The following is an 18232-nucleotide window of genomic DNA, read 5'->3' on the forward strand; positions in this document are numbered from 1 at the left end:
AACCGTGACAAAACAGGTCGCTATTGCGTGTACCGCGCTTCCGGGCGCTCTTCTTCCCGAATACAAAACGGAAGGAGCCGCGGGCGCGGATATATCCGCGTTTCTTCCGTCTCCCGTAACGATCGAAAGCGGCGCATTTGCGCTCATTCCGACGGGCTTGTGCTTTGCAATTCCCGAAGGTTTTGAAGCGCAAGTGAGGCCGCGTTCGGGGCTTGCGGCGAAATCGGGCGTCACGGTTTTAAATGCGCCCGGTACGATCGACAGCGACTACCGCGGTGAAGTGAAAGTCGTCCTCGTCAATTTCGGAAAAGAACCCTTTGTCGTGCAAAACGGCGACCGCATCGCGCAAATCGTTATTGCACCCGTTACGCAGGCGAATTTCATCAAAGAGGATTTTCTCGATGAAACCGTACGCGGGGAGGGCGGCTTCGGTTCTACCGGAGTGAACGTATGAAGCGCCGAAGCGCCGATTCGGACGGCCCGTATTTTTCCGCGTTTCAAAGGTATCTTTCCGCATTAAAAAATCGTTTTACCGCTTTTATGGCGGATGTGCGGACAAAATTTTTCGCCGATTCTCTCCGCTCCCACGTTCTTACCCGCTATCTCGTGCGCGAGCTTTTACTGTATTTTTCCGTCGCATTTTTATTTTTCTTTACGATTTTTTTTGTCAATCAGATTTTGCTCATCGCGGAACATATTTTGCGGCAGGGCGCTCCCGTGTGGGACGTCGTCAAGCTTATGACCTACAGTCTTCCGTTTATCGTCGCACAGTCTTCACCCTTTGCCACTCTCGTCGGCTTTCTCATGTGTTTGGGGCGATTTATGAGCGACAACGAAATTATTATTTTCAGGGCGTCGGGTTTCAGCTATGTTCACATTTTGTGCCCGGTACTCGTTTTGGGTCTCACCATTTCGATCGCATCCTTTTTCGTAAACGATTATCTTTTGCCTCTCGGCACGATCCGCTACAATCGTCTGCGCCGCATGATTTTATCGTCGAACCCCGCCGTCGCTCTCGACTCTCATTCGGTAAAGCGGCTCAACACGGCGACGCTCGTTACCGGAGATGTGGCCGACACGAAAGTTTCCGATCTCGTCATCATCGATATGGGAAGCGACGGAAAAATGCGAATCATCTCTGCCGGAGAGTCGGAACTCAAATCCGTGCGCAAAGAAGGCGTGCTCATGCAGCTTACGATGACGGATGCCCTCGCGCTTTTTTTTAACACGACTTCGTTTTCCGATTACGATTTGCTTTCATCCGACAGGGTGACGTTCAATCTTTTTGAAAGCGCTTTTTTCAACGACAGCGGAAGTACGAGTCCGCGTGAAATGACGTCTTACGATTTGGGAAGGGCGCTGCGCGATATGCGCAAAGACGCTTCTTCCGACAAGCGCACGCTCAACAACTATACGCTCGAATACAATAAAAAATTTTCGCTGCCGTTCGGCTCTCTCTTTTTCGCACTCCTCGCGCTGCCGCTCGCGTTTTTGTTCGGCAGGCAAAACGGACAGACGATCGGCATGATCGTCGGAATCATTATCAGTTTTTTATATTGGACGATGATGATACTCGGACAATATGCGTCGAGCAGAAACGGCTTTAACGGATTTTGGAGCATGTGGATTCCGAATATCGTTACGGGCGCGGCGGGGGCGGCGTTTTATATCGCGCTGAAAAGGCGATGACGCTCGTAAAATATTTATTTAAACGGTTTTTACCCGTCTTTTTAGGCGCCGTATTTTTTTCGGCTATCGTTTTAAATCTCGTCGATCTTTTGATAAACTTGTGGCGCTATATTCAAAATCAAGTACCGGCTTCCGTCGTGTTTAAAATCATGGCGCTCTATACGCCGAAGACGATTTGGTACGCCGTTCCCATGGGCATCCTCTTTGCCTCATCGTATACGCTGAGCGCCCTCTATGCGAACAACGAGCTTACGGCAATTTTTGCATCGGGCGTCTCTCTTTTCCGTTTTACGGCTCCGCTTTTGCTTTTGTCGCTCGCTTTGAGTTTCGGTTTGTTTTTTCTCGACGACGCGCTCGCCGTCACCACCTATGCACAAAAACAAAATCTGCAAAGTACGGCTCTGAATCAGGAAAAAACGCTCGACAACGACGCGATCGTCATACTCGCAGAGCGGGGGAACCTCATCTATAAGGCGGCCGTCTACGACGATGAGCAAAAGAGGCTCTACGATTTGTATTGTATTTTTCGAGACGGCGATAAAAAACTCGAAGCCGTCATCCATGCCGATTCCGCGCTGTGGGATACGGACTGCTGGAGATTGCAAAACGCGGTACAGTTTTCGCTTTCGGGAAAAACGGTTATAAAAGGTACGCCCGACGCCGCTTTTACTTCCCGCCTTGCAGAACCTTTCGAAACGTTTCGGAACAACGTCGTTTCGGTCGAAGAGGTTACGGTGCGCGAAGCGAAAGAATATATCGAACACTTGATGCGGACGGGGCTGCCGTTCGGAGAGGCGCTTTCGCTGTACTACAAAAAGTTTGCGTTTCCCTTTATCGTGTTTATCGTCGTCTTTCTTTCAATCGGTCTTTCCGGGCGATCGAGAAAAAACGTCATGCTCATAAGTCTCGCGCTTTCGATAGGAGCTGCGGTTTTGTTTTACGTCACGCAGATGATTACGATGCTCCTTGCAAAGTTCGGCTATATTACAGCCTTTTCCGGAGCGTGGTTTCCGGTTATCCTGTTTATCATAATGAGCGCCCTCCTTTTGCGCTTTACGAGGACATAAAAGTGAATATTTTTGAAGTGCGCCATACGAGCTCCGACGGCTCGGCGCGAACGGGGCTGTTGTCGCTGCCGCACGGTACTGTCCGAACTCCCGTATTTATGCCGGTCGGAACGAACGCGACGGTAAAAGCGGTGTCGAAAGAATCGCTCGAAGAGATCGGATTTGAAATCATCCTTGCCAATACCTACCACCTCTTTTTGCGTCCCGGTCCCGATTTGATAAAAGAAGCAGGGGGGCTCCACGGCTTTTCGAAGTGGCAAAAAAATTTTCTCACCGATTCCGGCGGTTTTCAAGTGTTTTCGCTCGCAAAGCTTCGGAAGATCAGCTCCGAAGGGGTCGCCTTTCAAAGTCACATCGACGGTTCGCGGCACTTTTTTACCCCCGAAAACGTCGTTGAAACGCAGGCGAAATTCAACAGCGATATCCAAATGCAGCTCGACGTGTGTACAGGCTGGAATGAAGGCAGAAAAGAAGCCGAGCGCGCTTTGGCGATTACGACGGATTGGGCGAAGCGGGCGCTTTCCGCGTGGAAGCGGGAGACCGAGCGCGGCTATCGCGGTTTTCTCTTTCCGATCGTTCAGGGTAATTTTTTTGAAGACCTCCGTAAAGAAAGCGCTCTCTTCGTTTCCTCGCTCGATACGGCGGGCATCGCGATAGGCGGTCTTTCCGTCGGAGAACCCGCTGAAGACTTCGTGCGCTTTTTGCGCTATACGGTGCAATACTTACCCGAATCGAAACCGAAATACGTTATGGGAATCGGTACTCCCGAATACATACTCGAAGCGGTCGCTTCCGGCATCGATATGTTCGACTGCGTGCTTCCGACACGCAACGCGCGCAACGGTTCGTACTTTACGCACGACGGCATGCTGTCGATAAAACAGGAACGCTTTGCGCGCGATTTTTCTCCGATAGATGCCGAGTGCACGTGCAAAGTGTGCCGCACCTATTCCCGCTCCTATCTCCGCCACCTTTTCAAAGAGCAGGAAATACTCGGCTCGATGTTTTCATCGTATCACAATCTTTATTTTCTTCACGCGATGATGGACGAAATCCGTAACGCGATCGAAGAGAACAGGTTTTTAGAGTATAAGCGCGATTTTCTTGCGCGATTCGGCGCCGGAAATATCCGATAGGTCGAATGTCGAGTTTGGAAAGTATCAGCTAATAGCGCTGTGTTTAGGGCGAGAACCCGTCCGCTTAGCCGCGGTCGAGCTTTTAGGGTGGGCTTTCATGAGTCTAACGCTCGAAACGGCACGCAGCCGGAACCTCGCCGTAAACATAATTTTATTTATTTTCCAAACTCGCCATTTTGTTGGTGAACGAAACGGATGGAAAAGGGGCTGTCTCAAAAGTCGGTTACTTTTTCGACAGCCCGTCGAGTTTAAAATTAAGTCTTTATATTGCAAGGACTTAATTTTAAACATCGCATATAAAATCAAGGAAGCTGTCCAAAAACTGAAGTTTTTGGACAGCCCCTTGAACCAAATAATATGATCGACGGATCGAGGATTGTCTATGAAGATACACTATGCCGCAGTTGCCCTGTCCTTTTTTGTGCTGCAGCCCTTTTGCCGCGCTCCCGCCGGTATGAACGCTTCGGCTTTTGCCCAAAGCGCTTCGACTTCTTCGGCGCAAAGCGCGGTACCGGCCGGAACTTCGAACGAAGGGATTCCCCGAAACAAAAAAATCGTCAGGATACCCGAAGCAAAACGCCCTGCAGCTCCCGACAGGGAAAAGAGCGAAAAAGCCGCTCTTTCCGATAAAAGCTCCGACACCGTAAAAGAATACCGCGATACGTTCCGCTACGGCGTGTCGCCCGAGATCACGTCGCTTTTGCAAAAGTGCATCGACAACGACGATCCCCGCTTTTCGGACGACGCGTACGATTTATTTCAGACGACGCGCTCTTCGCAAGTGCGCGAAAAAATTCTCGAATACTTTACGCATCTGAAAGATCCGTGTTTGGAAGATTATGCCGTCGGTGTTTTGGATGATCCCTATGACACGAAAAACAGCACGGTCGAAGCGGTATTCCGCTATGTTTCCGCAGTAAAGAGCAAAGAAGCTCTTCCCGCGGTCCTCGCCCTTTTGGATACGGACAGCGACGCGTATTTTCAAGCCGCGCTTACGACGATCGGAGAAATCGGCGGGCCGGAAGAAGCGCAGTACCTTGCCGGCTATATCGACCGCGACGATTTGACCGTGGTACAAAAACAAGCGCTCGCTCGTGTGCTCGGAAAACTGCATGCGACTGAAACGTGGGCAAAGCTCGTTTCGATTGCGCAAAATGAAGACGAAAACGCTTTTGTGCGGATGTATGCAGCGGAAGCGATCGGCGCGATGCAAAAAAGCGAATCGATTCCGATCCTCGCCGAACTCTACGAATCATCCGATCCGAATTTCCGCCAATACGTCATCAAAGGCTTGTCTCACTATCCCGGAAGCGGTGAAGCGAAAGAAGTCATCATGCAGGGCATCCGCGACGAACACTACAAAGTGCGCCTCGAAGCGATAGCTGCAGTAAAAAAACTCAAATTTACCGAAGCGTCTCCGTACCTCGTCTACCGCGCAAAAAACGATAAAGAAAAAGTCGTCAAAAATGCGTGTTACGATGCCCTCGCATCCCTCGGTACAAAAGACGGAAACGCCTATCTCGTTGAGATCGTCTCCGATCCGAAGTCAGGCGATACGGCAAAGGTGGATGCGGCGAAAGCGCTCGCTTCTCAAGGATCGGTCGGAGAAAAAGAGATGCTTGCCCTCGCCGGAGAAACGCTCAAAGACGATAGACGGAAGCAGCTGCGCTACGCGCTCGGAAAACTTTTTGCCCAATACGCGAGAGCGGGCTATGCGGATATCTGCCGCGATTTTTTGCTTTCAAAAGATGCGGCGACGGTGAGTCTCGGGCTCGATATGTACGCTAAAGCGAAATACACTTCGGCATATTCTGCCGTCGCCTCTCTTGCGAACGATAAAAAATCGGGGGCGAACGGCGCGCGAGCTCGGAAGATTCTCGGTATGAGTGAAGAGTAGGCGGAGATTGACTCAGTCGAGTTTGCTGCGGGCGACACTCCGCGATCGCTGTAAGTTGCGCGGGGAACTTCGCACTTCGTGCTCGTTGCAAGTTGCGCGGGGAACTTCGCACTTCGTGCTCGTTGCAAGTTGCGCGGGGAACTTCGCACTTCGTGCTCGTTGCAAGTTGCGCGGGGAACTTCGCGCTCCGCGCTCGTTGCAAGTTGCGCGGGGAACTTCGCGCTCCGCGCTCGTTGCAATTTCCGCACGGATCGGAATTTATATGATAAGTCGAAAGGCGAAAAACGACCGGGCCGTTTTTCTTTTATCCGCGCGGAGGCTTTCATACCTCATCCTTTCGGATGCCATAAAAGGTATGAAAGCCGACTGCAATTCTTTATGAGGACGCAAAGCGCGGCGTTTACGGCGCGCTGTGTGATAGGAGACGCACATAAATTCCTGCGCGGGGAACTTCGCGCTCCGCGCTCGTTGCAAGTTGCGCACTGCTCGGAATTTATGTGATAAGTCGAGAGGCGAAAAACGACCGAGTCGGTTTTCTTTTATAGGAGACGCACATAAATTCCTGCGCGGGGAACTTCGCACTTCGTGCTCGTTGCAAGTTCCGCACTGCTCGGAATTTATATGCCTTAACTTTCATACAGCGAGTGGAGGGCGCGGTATACGCGGTTCGCTTTTTCTTTTTGCGCTTCGGTAAAGTCGGCGTTTACGTCGTCGCTTAAGAGTTCGAGCGATGAAAGGCTTTCGTTGAGCGCCGTAGTAAAGCCGCGCGATACTTTAAACCAATAGGTGCCGTTTCCGTCGGTAAAGAGGCACACGAAGCCGTACTCTTTGCTCTTTTGTTTTGCGACCGCCACTCCCAGCACGATGTCGAGAGCATCGGAAAGGCGGGCGGATGCGCCTTCATCGGCAAGGCTGATGTTGAGCTTTTTGTCGAATTTATTTTCCGGCATCGGAGAGAGCGAAATCGATTTTGCAAGCTTTAAAGCAAGTTCGAGCTTTTCGCCGTCGAGCAGCGTATAGCCGTTTTCAAAGAGTATTTTGCAGCGGAGTCCTCCGACCTGTTTTACAAGGCTTTCGTCGGTTTCGTTTTTCGCCGCCTTGATAAAAGCTTTGTAGGGTAAAAATACGGTTTTTTTGCCTTTTATCTTTTTAAGGGCGAACGTTTCTCCGCCGAACGAAACGCACTCTTCGCCTTTTATCTCTTTAATAATTTTTTTCGCTTTTCCGTTTTCATCTTTCGTTTTTTGTTTCGGTAAAACCGTATCCGCTTCGCGCGCTTTGGTTTTCCGCGTGCATTTTTTTTCAAGTTTTTCGCGCAGCGAGGGATCGATCGCGTCAAGCAGCGTCCTCGTCAAAGGAGAGACGCTCATGGCGAACATGCGCGACGTGCGCACGATTTCCCCAGCGACGATGTACAGCGGATCGGTTCGGAACATGCTGCTTCCCGGATGGATGCAGATGTGTTCGGTCGTCAGCGTTTTGTAATTGTCTTTCCCCTCGCGCACGCACACGAACTGCATCATGCCCGCGGCTATGCAGCACAGATAATCGCTCATCGTCCCGCCTCCGGTGATCGGGATCCGCATATCGGCGACGATCTGCGAAAGCTGTATGTCGATGTTTTCGATTTCCGCCATAACGCGCTCATCGAAAAAACTGTTTTTGCAAAAGCGCGCTTTATTCGAAGCGCCCCGGTACGCGCGGAAGATATGCAGGTAGGAAACGAAGTCGCCCTGCACATCGCGGAATGCGTGATGCGCACGGCGCGCTTCAAGCTCTTCTCCGGGCGGAAGCACGAAGGGTGAATTGGCCGAAAGAAAAGAGGCTGCGACGAGCGCTTCTTCGAGAACGGAGGGATATTTCATAATCGCTTCTACGATGATGCGGCTTATCCTGGGTTCGAGCGGAAATTCGACCATGAGTTTTCCGATCGACGAGAGCGTATTGTCTTTCGTTATCGCTTTGAGCATGACGAGCGTATCGACCGCGCCTGCGATTCCTTCGCGGGAAGGCGGGGAGAGAAAGTTGAAGTCGTAAAAATTCGTAATGCCGAGTTCGGCCATGCGTAAAACGACTTCACTCAAATCGGTTCGGTAGATCTCTTCGATCGTGTACATTTCTCGCGTTTCGTAATCTTTGCGCGGATAGAGGCGGTAACAGCTGCCGGGGCACGTGCGTCCCGCTCTTCCTTTTCGCTGATTGCACGACGCTTTTGAAACGGCCGTTTCGACGAGACTCGACGTGTACGTGTGCGGATTGTAAAAATTGAGCTTTGCCAGTCCCGAATCGATGACGGTCGTAATGTCGCTTATCGTGACGGACGTTTCCGCGATGTTCGTGGAAATTATTATTTTCTTTTTTCCGAACGGGGGAGGGGCGAAAACGCGCTCCTGTTCTTCTTTCGGAAGCCTGCCGTAGAGCGGCAGCGTGTGGATTTTCCGTGCAAAGGGCGAACGGTCGAGGCGGAAAAGGCAGTCTTTAATAATTTTTTCTCCCGGCAAAAAAATCAAAATGCCGCCGTCGATTCTGTTGTCGAGGACGCGCTCGACCGTGTTTTCGATTTTCGTTAAAAGCGCGTCGCATGCGGCGTCCGATACGGTGCTTGCGGAGACGGCCGGCGGATCGTAGACGAGGGTTACGGGAAAGGTAACCGTGTCGATCGTAACGATGGGGCATCCGTCGAAGTAGGATGAAAAGGCTTCGGCGTTCATCGTCGCCGACGAAACGATGACTTTGAAATCTTTGCGTTCGGCCAAAACGCGTTTTAACAATCCGAGTACAAAGTCGATATTCAAACTCCGCTCGTGCGCTTCGTCCACCATAATGACCGAGTACTTCGACATCCACGGGTCGAGCTTCATTTCCTGCAGCAAAATGCCGTCGGTCATTATTTTAATCCTCGTCGTCGCATCCGTTTTATCTTCGAAGCGCATTTTATATCCGACCAGTCCGGGGTAGGTCGTGCCGAGCTGCTTTGAAATGAATTCGCTTACGGAAAGGGCTGCGATCCGTCTCGGCTGCGTCACCGCGACGACGCCTGTTTCGGCATAGCCCGCTTCGTAGAGGATGACCGGAATCTGAGTCGTTTTGCCGCTGCCGGTCGGGCTCTGCACGACGATCACTTGGTTGTGCGCGAGCGTGTCTAAAATACGCTGCTTTTGTTCGTATACAGGAAGCGATTTGTAATCTATAGCCATGTTTTCCGTACCCGTGTGTTTTCCATGATGATTTTCCGCGCGGCGATGTAGCGCATCCACTCCCGCCGTCCCGCGTTTCCCAAATATACGATAAAATCGTCGTCGAGATATTTTATGACGAATTGATATGCCGTCGTGATGTACGTCGTTATGTAGTGCGCTTTCGTTTCGTGCAGAATCGCGATGCCGCCCTTTTCTTTTTTATAATAGATCACTTTGTATAAAAGTCCGTCGCCCGTATATTCGTGCGGATCATCGGGTACGTTAAAAGCGGGCTTATGCCGCTGAGCGCTTATCGTATTACCGTTCGCGTAGAGTATGAGTTTCGAAAAACGCCGCTCGGATTTTTTTCCGATAAACTCGCGTTCCTGTACTACGTGCGGGTGATTCGCCCAAATGATGTCGGCTCCGCAGTCGAGCAGTTTATAATAATACGAGCGCTGCGCCTGAGATATGCTTCGGATGTATTCCGGAACGTTCGCATGAATCGAAAGGATAAAAATATCGCACGGATTTTCCGCTCTGATGTGCCGTATACGGTTTCCGAACGCTTCCCTCGCTGCCGGCGCGGGCGGGACGTAGTCCATATATTCGATATGATCTTTTTCGTTCAGCACTTCCGTTACCGCGCAGAAAATGATCGTCCATCCGTTTTTTTTAATAATTTTATATCCGATCGCATCTCCGCCCGATTTTTTCAATCCCGAAAAAAAGACTTCGCGCTCCGTGCCTTTGTGTGCGCTCTCCGTTTTTTCCGCCCACTCGCGCGTATGCTTCATACCCGAAAGTCCCTGATCGTTCGAGTGATTGTTTACGAGAGAAAAAACGTTGAAGCCGGCGCGGATCGCAGCTTCCGGATATTCGGAGTGCATATTGAAGCGCGGATAAGTTGCATAGGGGATACTGTCGTCGACCGGAGCTTCGATGTTCGCAAACGAAAAATCGCACGAGAGGGCGAGCGGGGCGATATCTTTCCAGATGAGTGAATAATCGCTCATAGAATAGTTCGGCTTATGCGCCATGATATCGCCCGTGAACAAAAGCGTGAGGTTGTGCCGTATCTCTTCGCGATCGGTTTTTTCACTTCCGAAAGCAGGTGCGGAATCTTCTTCGGCCGAAACGGAAAGGTTTTGCCCGTTCGGCGTTTCGGGCGCTTCCGATACGGGCTTTTGCTTCGGAACAGTTTTACACGAGGCGAGGACGATGATGCAAAAAAGCAGGTAAAGGCTGTTCCTGATTTTCATTTATACGGCGCTTCCCGCCTGAACGAGCGTGATTGCCGCCGTTATGACGATATCGTCGACCGAACAGCCGCGGGAGAGATCGCTTATCGGTTTGGCAAATCCCTGCAGGATCGGACCGTAGGCATCCGCACGGGCGAGTCGCTGCACGAGTTTATAGCCGATGTTTCCCGCCGAGAGATTCGGGAATACGATCGTGTTCACTTTGCCTTTTACCGGAGAGCCGGGAGCTTTTTTGTCGGTGACGGACGGGATAAGCGCCGCGTCCGCCTGCAGCTCGCCGTCGAGCAAAAGTGAGGGCGCTTTTGCGTGCGCTTTTTGTACCGCTTCCTGTACCGTGAGAACCGAAGGTTGAGCACCGCCCGAGCCCTTTGTCGAAAAGGAAAGAAGTGCGATGCACGGATCGCAGCCCAAAAGCGCTTTGCACGATTTTCCGGCCGCGACTGCTATGTCGGAAAGCTGTTCGGCATCCGGTTCGGGAACGACCGCGCAGTCGGAAAAAATCATCAAGCCCTTATGACCCCACGACGAATCGTGCATGTCCATGACAAAGCACGAAGATGCCGTTTTGCTTTCGGTGCCGATAACTTTTAATCCCGCGCGGAGGAGGGCTGCCGTCGAAGAACGTGCGCCGCTTACCATGGCGTCGGCATAACCTTTTCTCACCATCATGGCGCCGAAGCTCAAATAATCGGAAAGCATAAACGCTTTGCCCGCCGCAGCATCGCCCACTTCGGGCAGGTTCGTTTTTTTATTGATTTTTCCCTGTCTGAGTTCAAAATAAGCTTGACCGAACTCGTCGAGCCACGGAGAGGATACGGGGTCGATGATGTCGATGCCTGCAAGCGAAACTTTAAGAGTGCGCGCAAGGCTTTCGATTTTTTCACGGGAGCCGAGAAGCGTCACTTTTTTTGCGATTTTTTTTGAGACGATCTTTGCTGCGGCGCATATCGTGCGCTCTTCATCGCCTTCGGGCAGCACGAGCGACTTTTGATACGCTTTCGCTTTTTGGATCATTTCCGCGGTAAAATCGATTCCGCTCTTTGCAGTCTTTTTCGCTGCAGGTTTTGCGGCGGCTTTTGCCTTTGCCTGAGTCTTTTTTGCGGCAACTTTTTTTACCGTTTTTTTCACGGACGCTTTTTTTTCAGCCGTCTTTTTTGCCGTTTTCGCAGCAGCTTTTTTAGCAGCCGGTTTTTTTACCGTTTTTCCGGTATCGGTCTTTTTTACCGTCGTCTTTTTTACAGCGGATTTTTTTACAACAGCCATATTTCCTCCTGGTACGCCCTTCCAGCAAAGAGCGCCGCTTCGGTATTGCAATCGATACGCAATCGATATAATAGAATATACGATGCGTACGCGTTTATAATAAACCCTCGTAGATAAAATAGCAAGGGATAGACAATTTTATTAATAAAAAGAAGAAAAAAAATCCCGGCAATAAGGGTACCGCAAGGTAAAAAATATATACCTGCCCGCCGTATTGACCGAGCAATTTTTTCACGTTAAAGTGTAGCCATGTTCGATGTAAAAGATATAGATTTGTTCGATCTCGAAGAAGAAGCGTTCGATACCGTCATCGAAAGCGATATCACGTTTACGGGAAGCATCCGCTTTACAAAGCCGTTTATGATCCGCGGCAGGGTAAAAGGCAGCATCGATGCGACGAGCGATCTGGTTATAGACAGCGGCGCATCCGTCGAAGCGGACATAAAAGCACTCCGCGTACTCGTCAAAGGAAAAGTGAAGGGCAATGTCGCTGCAAAAAAAATGGTATTCGTCACGGCTTCGGGCTCGATCGACGGAGATATCACGGCCGAGCAGGTGGTGCTTGAACCGGGCAGCACCTTTACCGGCAAATGTACGATGGTAAAATAATATGCAGCGATTTTTACGACAGTCGATTATTTGGGCATTGGCGATTGCTTTTGCCTTTCCGCTTTTTTCTCAAACGTCTGGTGAAGGGGGGCAGTCTTCTTCTCCTCAAACGGCTCCCGCTCCGCAATCGTCTTCTCCTCAAGCCGTACCCGGAGACGTTCTTGTTCCCGCACCTCAAGTGCAAAACGAAACGCCTGCTCCGCAATCGACTCCGCCGCAGACTTCCTCTGTGCAAGCCGCTCCGTCTCAGACGCCTTCCGTGCAATCGGTGCCTCCCGCACAGGCGCAACGCAGGCAAAGTGCGCAAAAGCGTGACGCGCTTGTACTTTATCAAAACGGCGACTATGCGGCGGCGATTCAAATTTGTGAAACGGAAATCGCGCGCAATCCGTCGCGTATCGAATCTTACGTGGTTTTGTGCTGGTCTCTCGTTCGAAACCGGCAATACGCGGAAGCGGAGCAGCGTGCTGCGGACGGACTGGCCGTCAGTCCCTACGATCTGCGTCTCATTGAAATATTGGGCGAAGCGAAATATTATCTCGGAAAAAATAACGGCGCGCTTGAACAGTTTCAGCGCTATGTCGCAAACGCTCCCGAAAGCGGTTCCCGCGTCGGAGCGGCATATTATTTTATGGGTGAAATCTATATCCGCCAAGCGCGCTATCAGCACGCGGATATCGCTCTTTCCGCCGCGGTAAAAAAGGAACCGCTGCTCGACCGCTGGTGGACGCGGCTGGGTTATGCGCGTGAAATGGCGGGCAATTATTACGAAGCGGCTGAAGCTTACGACGAAGCGCTCCTGCTCAATGCTGCTTCTTCCGACGCGCAAAGCGGCAAAGCCCGCATCGCATCCCGTCTGCAATAATCGTCAAGGTGTACGTTGCCGCAAATCATCTTTGAAACTTTGGGCTGCCGCCTCAATCAAATCGAAAGCGAGTCGGCAGCGCGTTTTTTTGTCGACGCCCGTTTTTCCGTTTCCATGATACCTCCGACGGCTGCAAGCGAAGTCCTTCGCGACGTGCTTGTATGCGTCGTAAACACGTGCGCGGTAACGCAAAAGGCGGAGCAAAAAGCACGGCGCGAAATTCGATTGCTTTTGCAAAAGTGTCCGGCTTCTTCCGTCATCGTTACGGGCTGCTATGCCCAGCTCGCTGCGGATAAAATCGCCGAACTCGCTCCCCGCGTCGCAGTCCTTCCGGGACTCTGCAAAGACAAGCTCGCAGACGTTCCTCCGATCCTTTCGGATTTTATAGAAGCGCACGAGATGTTTTCTGCGGAAGATTTTTCGAATCTCCTTGAGTCGACGCTTTTTTCCGATACGAAATCACATTCGGGAAAATCCGAAGCGTCTTTCCGTTTGGCGACCGATACCTTTCTTGCACATTCGCGTTCGTCTCTTAAAATACAGGACGGCTGCGACAGCGCCTGCTCCTACTGTGCGATCCGGATCGCTCGGGGAAAATCGGTTTCGCTTCCGGTGCGTGACGTGCTTTCCAGAATCGCTTCCCTCAAAGCGGAGGGACAAAACGAAATCGTTTTTACGGCGGTCAATATCGCGCAGTACCGCGGAGAATACGACGGCGCGTATTATACCTTCGCCAACCTCCTCGAAAAAGCGCTCGATGAAACGAGCGGCGTTGCATTTCGCATATCGAGTATGTATCCCGAACTCGTCGACGACCGTTTTTGCAGCATCGTCAAAGACGAGCGCGTACGCCCTCATTTTCACCTTTCGGTACAGAGCGGAAGCGATGCGGTTCTTGCCGCCATGAACAGAAGTTATCGCGCGGACGATATTCTCCGATCTGTTTCAATGTTGAGACGGGCAAAAGGCAACGCATTTTTTGCATGCGACATCATCGCAGGTTTTCCCGGCGAAACGGATGAAGATTTTTCGAAAACGCTCGAACTCTGTCGCGCGTGCGGCTTTGCATACGTTCACGTCTTTCCGTTTTCCCCGCGCCCGGGGACCCGCGCTTTTTCGATGAAGCCGAAAGTTCCTTCGGCAACCGTGCGCGAGAGGGTGCGTTTGCTTTCCGATTTCGCCCTGCAAAGTAAAACGGCTTATATCGAATCGATTTGCGGCACGACAATGCGCGCGATCGCAGAAAACGCAAAAGAAGGCGACGGATCTTTTCATATCCGAGCGGTAACCGAAAATTTCATTCACTGCAAAGTCCGCTTTTCGGGACTTACCGCACCTCGTCCGGGAAGCGATATCCGCGTGCGCATCCTGAACCCTTGTACCGATGCGATACGGCGGGGCGACGAACTCGAAGCGGAAGCCGAGCTTGTAATTTAGCGCCGAGCGGTGTGATGAGATGCCGAATACTCGGAAAACGTCAGCCGTGCACATATCCTGTTCGTTTTTATGCATGCTTGCGATGATGCGGGAAATTGTTATATACTGCCGGTATGGGTGGCATTCAAAAAAAAGGCGGGCTGCTTGCGGCGGCCGCAAAAAAGACCGATACGAAGGGCGGTGCGAAAGCGTCCGCGACGAAAAAAACTCAAGCGAAAGAAAAGCGCGCCGAATCCGCAAAACCGAAGAGTGCAAAGCCGAAAACTCAAGCGAAAAAAACGGCTTCCGCCGCCGGTAAAAAAAGCGCGGTAAAAGAGACGAAAACGACTCGGAGCTCTGCGAAAAAAAATACCGCAAAAACTTCAGCCGGAACTTCGCGGGAAGTAGCAAAAACCGCTTCCGGCGGAACGCGTTCGGCGGCTGCGAAAAAACTTTCCGATATCGCCAAGAGGCCGACTCCGAAACACGGCGTGTACGACGAAGACAGCATTTTACACCTCGAAGGACTCGAACACATACGGCTCAGACCCGGCATGTATATCGGCAGTCTCGGCGACGGATCGAATGAAAACGACGGCATCTATATTTTATTAAAAGAAGGTATCGACAATGCGGTCGACGAATTTTCTCAAGGCTTCGGAAAGCGAATCGATATCGATATCACCGACGGGCGCGTAAAAATCCGCGATTACGGGCGCGGCATTCCGCTCGGCAAACTCGACGATTGTGTGTCGAACGTAAACACCGGCGCAAAGTACAACAATACGGTGTTCAAGCAGGCGATCGGCATGAACGGCGTCGGCATCAAAGCGACGAACGCGCTCTCTTCGTATTTCCGCGCAGCGTCGGTGCGTGACGGAAAAATGGCCGTCGTCGAATACGCGCACGGCGAAAAGACGGACGAAAAACTCGGCAAAGCGAAAGACGGCGTCAAAAACGGCACCTATCTCGAATTCGTTCCCGACGAAGATATTTTCGGCCCGTACACGTTCAATATGGACATGGTCGAAAAGCGTTTGTGGAATTACGCTTACCTCAATCCGGGGCTGCTCATCAGCTGCAACGGCAAAGAATATAAAAGCGAAAAGGGATTGGAAGATCTGCTTTTAAACGAAATGGGAAAGAGTAAACCGCTCTATCCGATGTTTTCGTATAACGGCAAAGCGATTCAATTCGTCCTCACGCATACGAACAGCCTCGATAAATTCGTCTATTCGTTCGTAAACGGACAGAGCACCGAAGACGGCGGCACCCACGTAACGTCTTTTCTCGACGGCTTTACAAAAGGGATCAGCGCCTTTTATAAAAAAGAATACGACATGCGCGATGCGGCCGGCGGACTTTTCGTCGCGCTCAAAATCGGCATCGACAATCCCATGTTTACGAGTCAGACGAAAAACAAACTCGGCAACGTCGAAGTGCGCTCGCCGATCATGAAAGAAACGCAGTTCGCGATCGACGATTGGCTGCGTCACAATCCCGACATCGCAGGCGCGATCGAAGAAAAAATTATTAAAAATCAAAAAGCGCACGCCGAAATCAACAACGTTACCGACAAGCAGATCCGCGAAGCGGCGAAAAGCGTTACGCTCAAAATCCCCAAACTCAAAGACTGCCGCTATCACGTACAGGACGGAGAAGAAGGCGCGGAGTCGATGATCTTTATAACGGAAGGCGATTCGGCAACAGGTTCGATGGTCGGCTGCCGCGACGTTGCGACGCAGGCGATTTTTTCACTCCGCGGAAAGCCCGAAAATATGTACGGCAGGCGGAAGTCGGCGCTCTATGAAAACGAAGAACTGAAAAACCTCACCTTTTCGCTCGGCATTCAAAAGGATATCGAAGATCTCCGCTACGATAAAATCGTCATTGCAACCGATGCCGATAACGACGGCTTTCATATCCGAAACCTCGTGCTCACGTATTTTTTGCTGTATTTCGAAGAGATAGTTTTGCGCGGTCACGTGTACATACTTGAAACGCCATTGTTCCGCGTGAGAAATAAAACGACGACTCGTTACTGCTACAGCGAAGCGTCCCGCGATAAAGAATTGAAAGCGCTCGGAACGGGTGCGGAAGTAACGCGATTTAAAGGCTTGGGCGAAATCAGCCCGAACGAATTCGGTCAGTTTATCCGTCCGCGAAAAGAAGGCGACGGTGAAGACCGCGGCATGCGTTTGACACCGGTGTCGATCGAATCGCTGAAAAACGTGCCGAAAGTGCTGCAGTTTTACATGGGAAAAAATACGCCCGAGCGTAGAAACTTTATCGTACATCACCTCGCTTCCGAAATCGACGCGTAGGCGGAGGATTTTATGGATAAGGCGGAACGGATCAGAAACGAAAAACTCGGGGCAAGCCTCATAAAAGCGCTCTCGCTTCGGCACTTCGACGCTTATTACTGCGCGTCATGCGCGGAAGCGGCTGAAAAAATTCTCTCGCTCATTCCGAAGACGGACGTCGTGTCGTGGGGCGGCTCCATGACGATGGAAGCGCTCGGCGTCATAGATCGCGTAAAAAAAGGCGGATGGCGCGTCATCGACCGCAGTACGGCGCAGTCGCAGGAAGAAAAAATCGAAATCATGAGGCGCGCTCTTTTGTGCGATACGTATTTGACGGGCGCGAACGCGATTTCCGAAGACGGCGAAATCGTCAACGTCGACGGAAACGGCAACCGAGTTGCAGCGATGACGTTCGGTCCAAAAAGCGTCATCGTCGTGTGCGGCATGAACAAAGTCGTAAAGACCGCCGAAGACGCTGTCTCCCGCGCACGCAATACGGCAGCTCCCGTCAACGCGCAGCGCTTTGACATACGCACGCCCTGCAAAACGACGGGAACCTGCGCCGACTGCAAAAGCACCGACAGCATCTGCTCGTACATCGTGCGCACGCGCTTGTGTAAACCCGCGGGAAGGATCAAAGTCGTCCTCGTCGGAGAAGCACTCGGGTTTTAGCCGATTATTATGATGAAGTTTCGATGTAATAATTGGCCGTGATTTTACTTAGTAGTACGCGCAATTCGGAATCCGACGCTGTTATGAAAAAGCTCTGGAAATGCGCCGTTCTCACGAACGGTAACACTGCAATCCTTAGCGATTATATCATACGCACCGCCCCTTAAAGAACGAAAAGGACTATACGCGGCACCTGTCGGATTTGTTTGAGCTCCCGATCGATAAAACCCGTATAGATCCCAACACCATTCCCATACATTTCCGCTCATATCGTAGATGCCCAACTCGTTCGGCAATTTAGACATTACCTGATGTGTTTCACCGTTCTCATCATCTTTGTTCTTGCTATACCAAGCTACCTTGTTAATACTATTGCTTCCGCTGTAGATGTAGCCTTTACTATTGAGTCCGCCGCGCGCGGCATACTCCCATTCAGCTTCAGTGGGAAGCCGATAGCCGTTTGCACCGAAATTACAAGTATAACCGTCACCTTTATTTCCCGTATAGCATGGAGTAAGTCCTTCAATTACACTTCTTTTGTTGCAGTATTCTACCGCATCATACCAAGTAACACATTCCACCGGGCGAGTATCGTCTTTAAACTGACTGGGATTTTTGCCCATGACAGCTTGGTATTCCGCTTGTGTAACTTCGTGTGTGCAGATATAAAAACTGTCGACAGTAACTTCATGCTCGGGATGTTCATTCGAATGAGCACTTACATCGCTTCCCATACGGAATGTTCCTCCTTCTACAAATACGAAGTCATGCTGAGAAATTTGAGCAGGAGCCATTCCTAAGAGTATGAGCGATAGTACTAAGATACTGACAATTTTTTTCATCTTCTGTGATCCTTAAAACAACAGCGACGCAA

At 51.1% G+C, this 18232-nt stretch carries 14 protein-coding genes; 10 read left to right on the top strand and 4 right to left on the bottom strand.

From position 1 onward, the window contains the following. Positions 1–4 precede the first annotated feature (4 nt). The 5 genes from dut (at position 5) to H9I35_RS11180 (ending at position 5789) form a co-directional block, all read left to right on the top strand. Positions 5–454: a dUTP diphosphatase gene (dut, locus tag H9I35_RS11160; RefSeq protein ID WP_187419443.1), complete on the top strand. Its 450-nt coding sequence runs from the start codon at positions 5–7 to the stop codon at positions 452–454. Then, positions 451–1689, top strand: coding sequence for an LptF/LptG family permease (locus H9I35_RS11165; protein ID WP_187419444.1), 1239 nt, complete (start codon positions 451–453; stop codon positions 1687–1689). Before dut ends, H9I35_RS11165 begins: the two co-directional genes overlap by 4 nt. Beyond that, positions 1686–2756 (top strand): LptF/LptG family permease, encoded by a 1071-nt coding sequence (locus H9I35_RS11170; protein WP_187419445.1) that lies wholly within the window; start codon positions 1686–1688, stop codon positions 2754–2756. The genes H9I35_RS11165 and H9I35_RS11170 overlap by 4 nt, the downstream gene beginning before the upstream one ends. Positions 2757–2758: 2 nt before the next feature. Continuing rightward, positions 2759–3892, top strand: coding sequence for a tRNA guanosine(34) transglycosylase Tgt (gene tgt / locus H9I35_RS11175; RefSeq protein WP_252722658.1), 1134 nt, complete (start codon positions 2759–2761; stop codon positions 3890–3892). A 382-nt stretch (positions 3893–4274) separates the two neighbouring features. Then, the gene (locus H9I35_RS11180; protein WP_187419446.1) at positions 4275–5789 is read left to right on the top strand and encodes a HEAT repeat domain-containing protein; all 1515 of its coding nucleotides are present in this window, start codon (positions 4275–4277) and stop codon (positions 5787–5789) included. Between the two features lie 626 nt (positions 5790–6415). Here the strand turns inward: H9I35_RS11180 and H9I35_RS11185 are convergent. From H9I35_RS11185 to pta, 3 genes are read right to left on the bottom strand one after another with little or no spacing between them, the layout of a single operon-like run. Beyond that, positions 6416–8986, bottom strand: a complete 2571-nt coding sequence (locus tag H9I35_RS11185) for a helicase-related protein (protein WP_187419447.1) — start codon at positions 8984–8986, stop codon at positions 6416–6418. Next, positions 8977–10230 (bottom strand): CapA family protein, encoded by a 1254-nt coding sequence (locus H9I35_RS11190; RefSeq protein ID WP_187419448.1) that lies wholly within the window; start codon positions 10228–10230, stop codon positions 8977–8979. The genes H9I35_RS11185 and H9I35_RS11190 overlap by 10 nt, the downstream gene beginning before the upstream one ends. Continuing rightward, on the bottom strand, positions 10231–11262 hold the full coding sequence (gene pta, locus H9I35_RS11195; RefSeq protein WP_187420783.1) for a phosphate acetyltransferase: 1032 nt from the start codon (positions 11260–11262) through the stop codon (positions 10231–10233). Between the two features lie 480 nt (positions 11263–11742). Between pta and H9I35_RS11200 the strand changes: the two genes are divergently transcribed. The 5 genes from H9I35_RS11200 (at position 11743) to H9I35_RS11220 (ending at position 17358) form a co-directional block, all read left to right on the top strand. After that, a complete protein-coding gene (locus tag H9I35_RS11200) occupies positions 11743–12102 on the top strand; it encodes a bactofilin family protein (protein ID WP_187419449.1) in 360 nt (119 codons plus the stop codon). 1 nt (position 12103) lies between these two features. Continuing rightward, positions 12104–12967: a tetratricopeptide repeat protein gene (locus H9I35_RS11205; protein ID WP_187419450.1), complete on the top strand. Its 864-nt coding sequence runs from the start codon at positions 12104–12106 to the stop codon at positions 12965–12967. 15 nt (positions 12968–12982) lie between these two features. Next, positions 12983–14404 carry a tRNA (N(6)-L-threonylcarbamoyladenosine(37)-C(2))-methylthiotransferase MtaB gene (gene mtaB / locus H9I35_RS11210; protein WP_187419451.1) on the top strand — a complete coding sequence of 474 codons (1422 nt, stop codon included), beginning with the start codon at positions 12983–12985 and terminating at the stop codon, positions 14402–14404. A 113-nt stretch (positions 14405–14517) separates the two neighbouring features. Further along, entirely contained in the window at positions 14518–16707 is a 2190-nt protein-coding gene (locus H9I35_RS11215) for a toprim domain-containing protein (protein ID WP_252722659.1), read from the top strand. A 12-nt stretch (positions 16708–16719) separates the two neighbouring features. Next, positions 16720–17358 carry a lactate utilization protein gene (locus tag H9I35_RS11220; RefSeq protein WP_187419452.1) on the top strand — a complete coding sequence of 213 codons (639 nt, stop codon included), beginning with the start codon at positions 16720–16722 and terminating at the stop codon, positions 17356–17358. Between the two features lie 44 nt (positions 17359–17402). On the opposite strand, the gene H9I35_RS11225 is transcribed toward H9I35_RS11220, so the two are convergent. After that, positions 17403–18200 (bottom strand): formylglycine-generating enzyme family protein, encoded by a 798-nt coding sequence (locus H9I35_RS11225; RefSeq protein ID WP_187419453.1) that lies wholly within the window; start codon positions 18198–18200, stop codon positions 17403–17405. Positions 18201–18232 lie beyond the last annotated feature (32 nt).

The organism is Treponema sp. Marseille-Q4132, assembly GCF_014334835.1.
Lineage (GTDB): Bacteria > Spirochaetota > Spirochaetia > Treponematales > Treponemataceae > Treponema_D > Treponema_D paredis.

Bases quoted from the DNA above. Each gene is read 5' to 3' on its own strand.
- H9I35_RS11165 (WP_187419444.1), top strand. From the start codon at position 451: ATGAAGCGCCGAAGCGCCGATTCGGACGGCCCGTATTTTTCCGCGTTT.
- H9I35_RS11170 (WP_187419445.1), top strand. From the start codon at position 1,686: ATGACGCTCGTAAAATATTTATTTAAACGGTTTTTACCCGTCTTTTTA.
- H9I35_RS11180 (WP_187419446.1), top strand. From the start codon at position 4,275: ATGAAGATACACTATGCCGCAGTTGCCCTGTCCTTTTTTGTGCTGCAG.
- H9I35_RS11185 (WP_187419447.1), bottom strand. From the start codon at position 8,986: ATGGCTATAGATTACAAATCGCTTCCTGTATACGAACAAAAGCAGCGT.
- H9I35_RS11190 (WP_187419448.1), bottom strand. From the start codon at position 10,230: ATGAAAATCAGGAACAGCCTTTACCTGCTTTTTTGCATCATCGTCCTC.
- H9I35_RS11200 (WP_187419449.1), top strand. From the start codon at position 11,743: ATGTTCGATGTAAAAGATATAGATTTGTTCGATCTCGAAGAAGAAGCG.
- H9I35_RS11205 (WP_187419450.1), top strand. From the start codon at position 12,104: ATGCAGCGATTTTTACGACAGTCGATTATTTGGGCATTGGCGATTGCT.
- H9I35_RS11215 (WP_252722659.1), top strand. From the start codon at position 14,518: ATGGGTGGCATTCAAAAAAAAGGCGGGCTGCTTGCGGCGGCCGCAAAA.
- H9I35_RS11220 (WP_187419452.1), top strand. From the start codon at position 16,720: ATGGATAAGGCGGAACGGATCAGAAACGAAAAACTCGGGGCAAGCCTC.
- H9I35_RS11225 (WP_187419453.1), bottom strand. From the start codon at position 18,200: ATGAAAAAAATTGTCAGTATCTTAGTACTATCGCTCATACTCTTAGGA.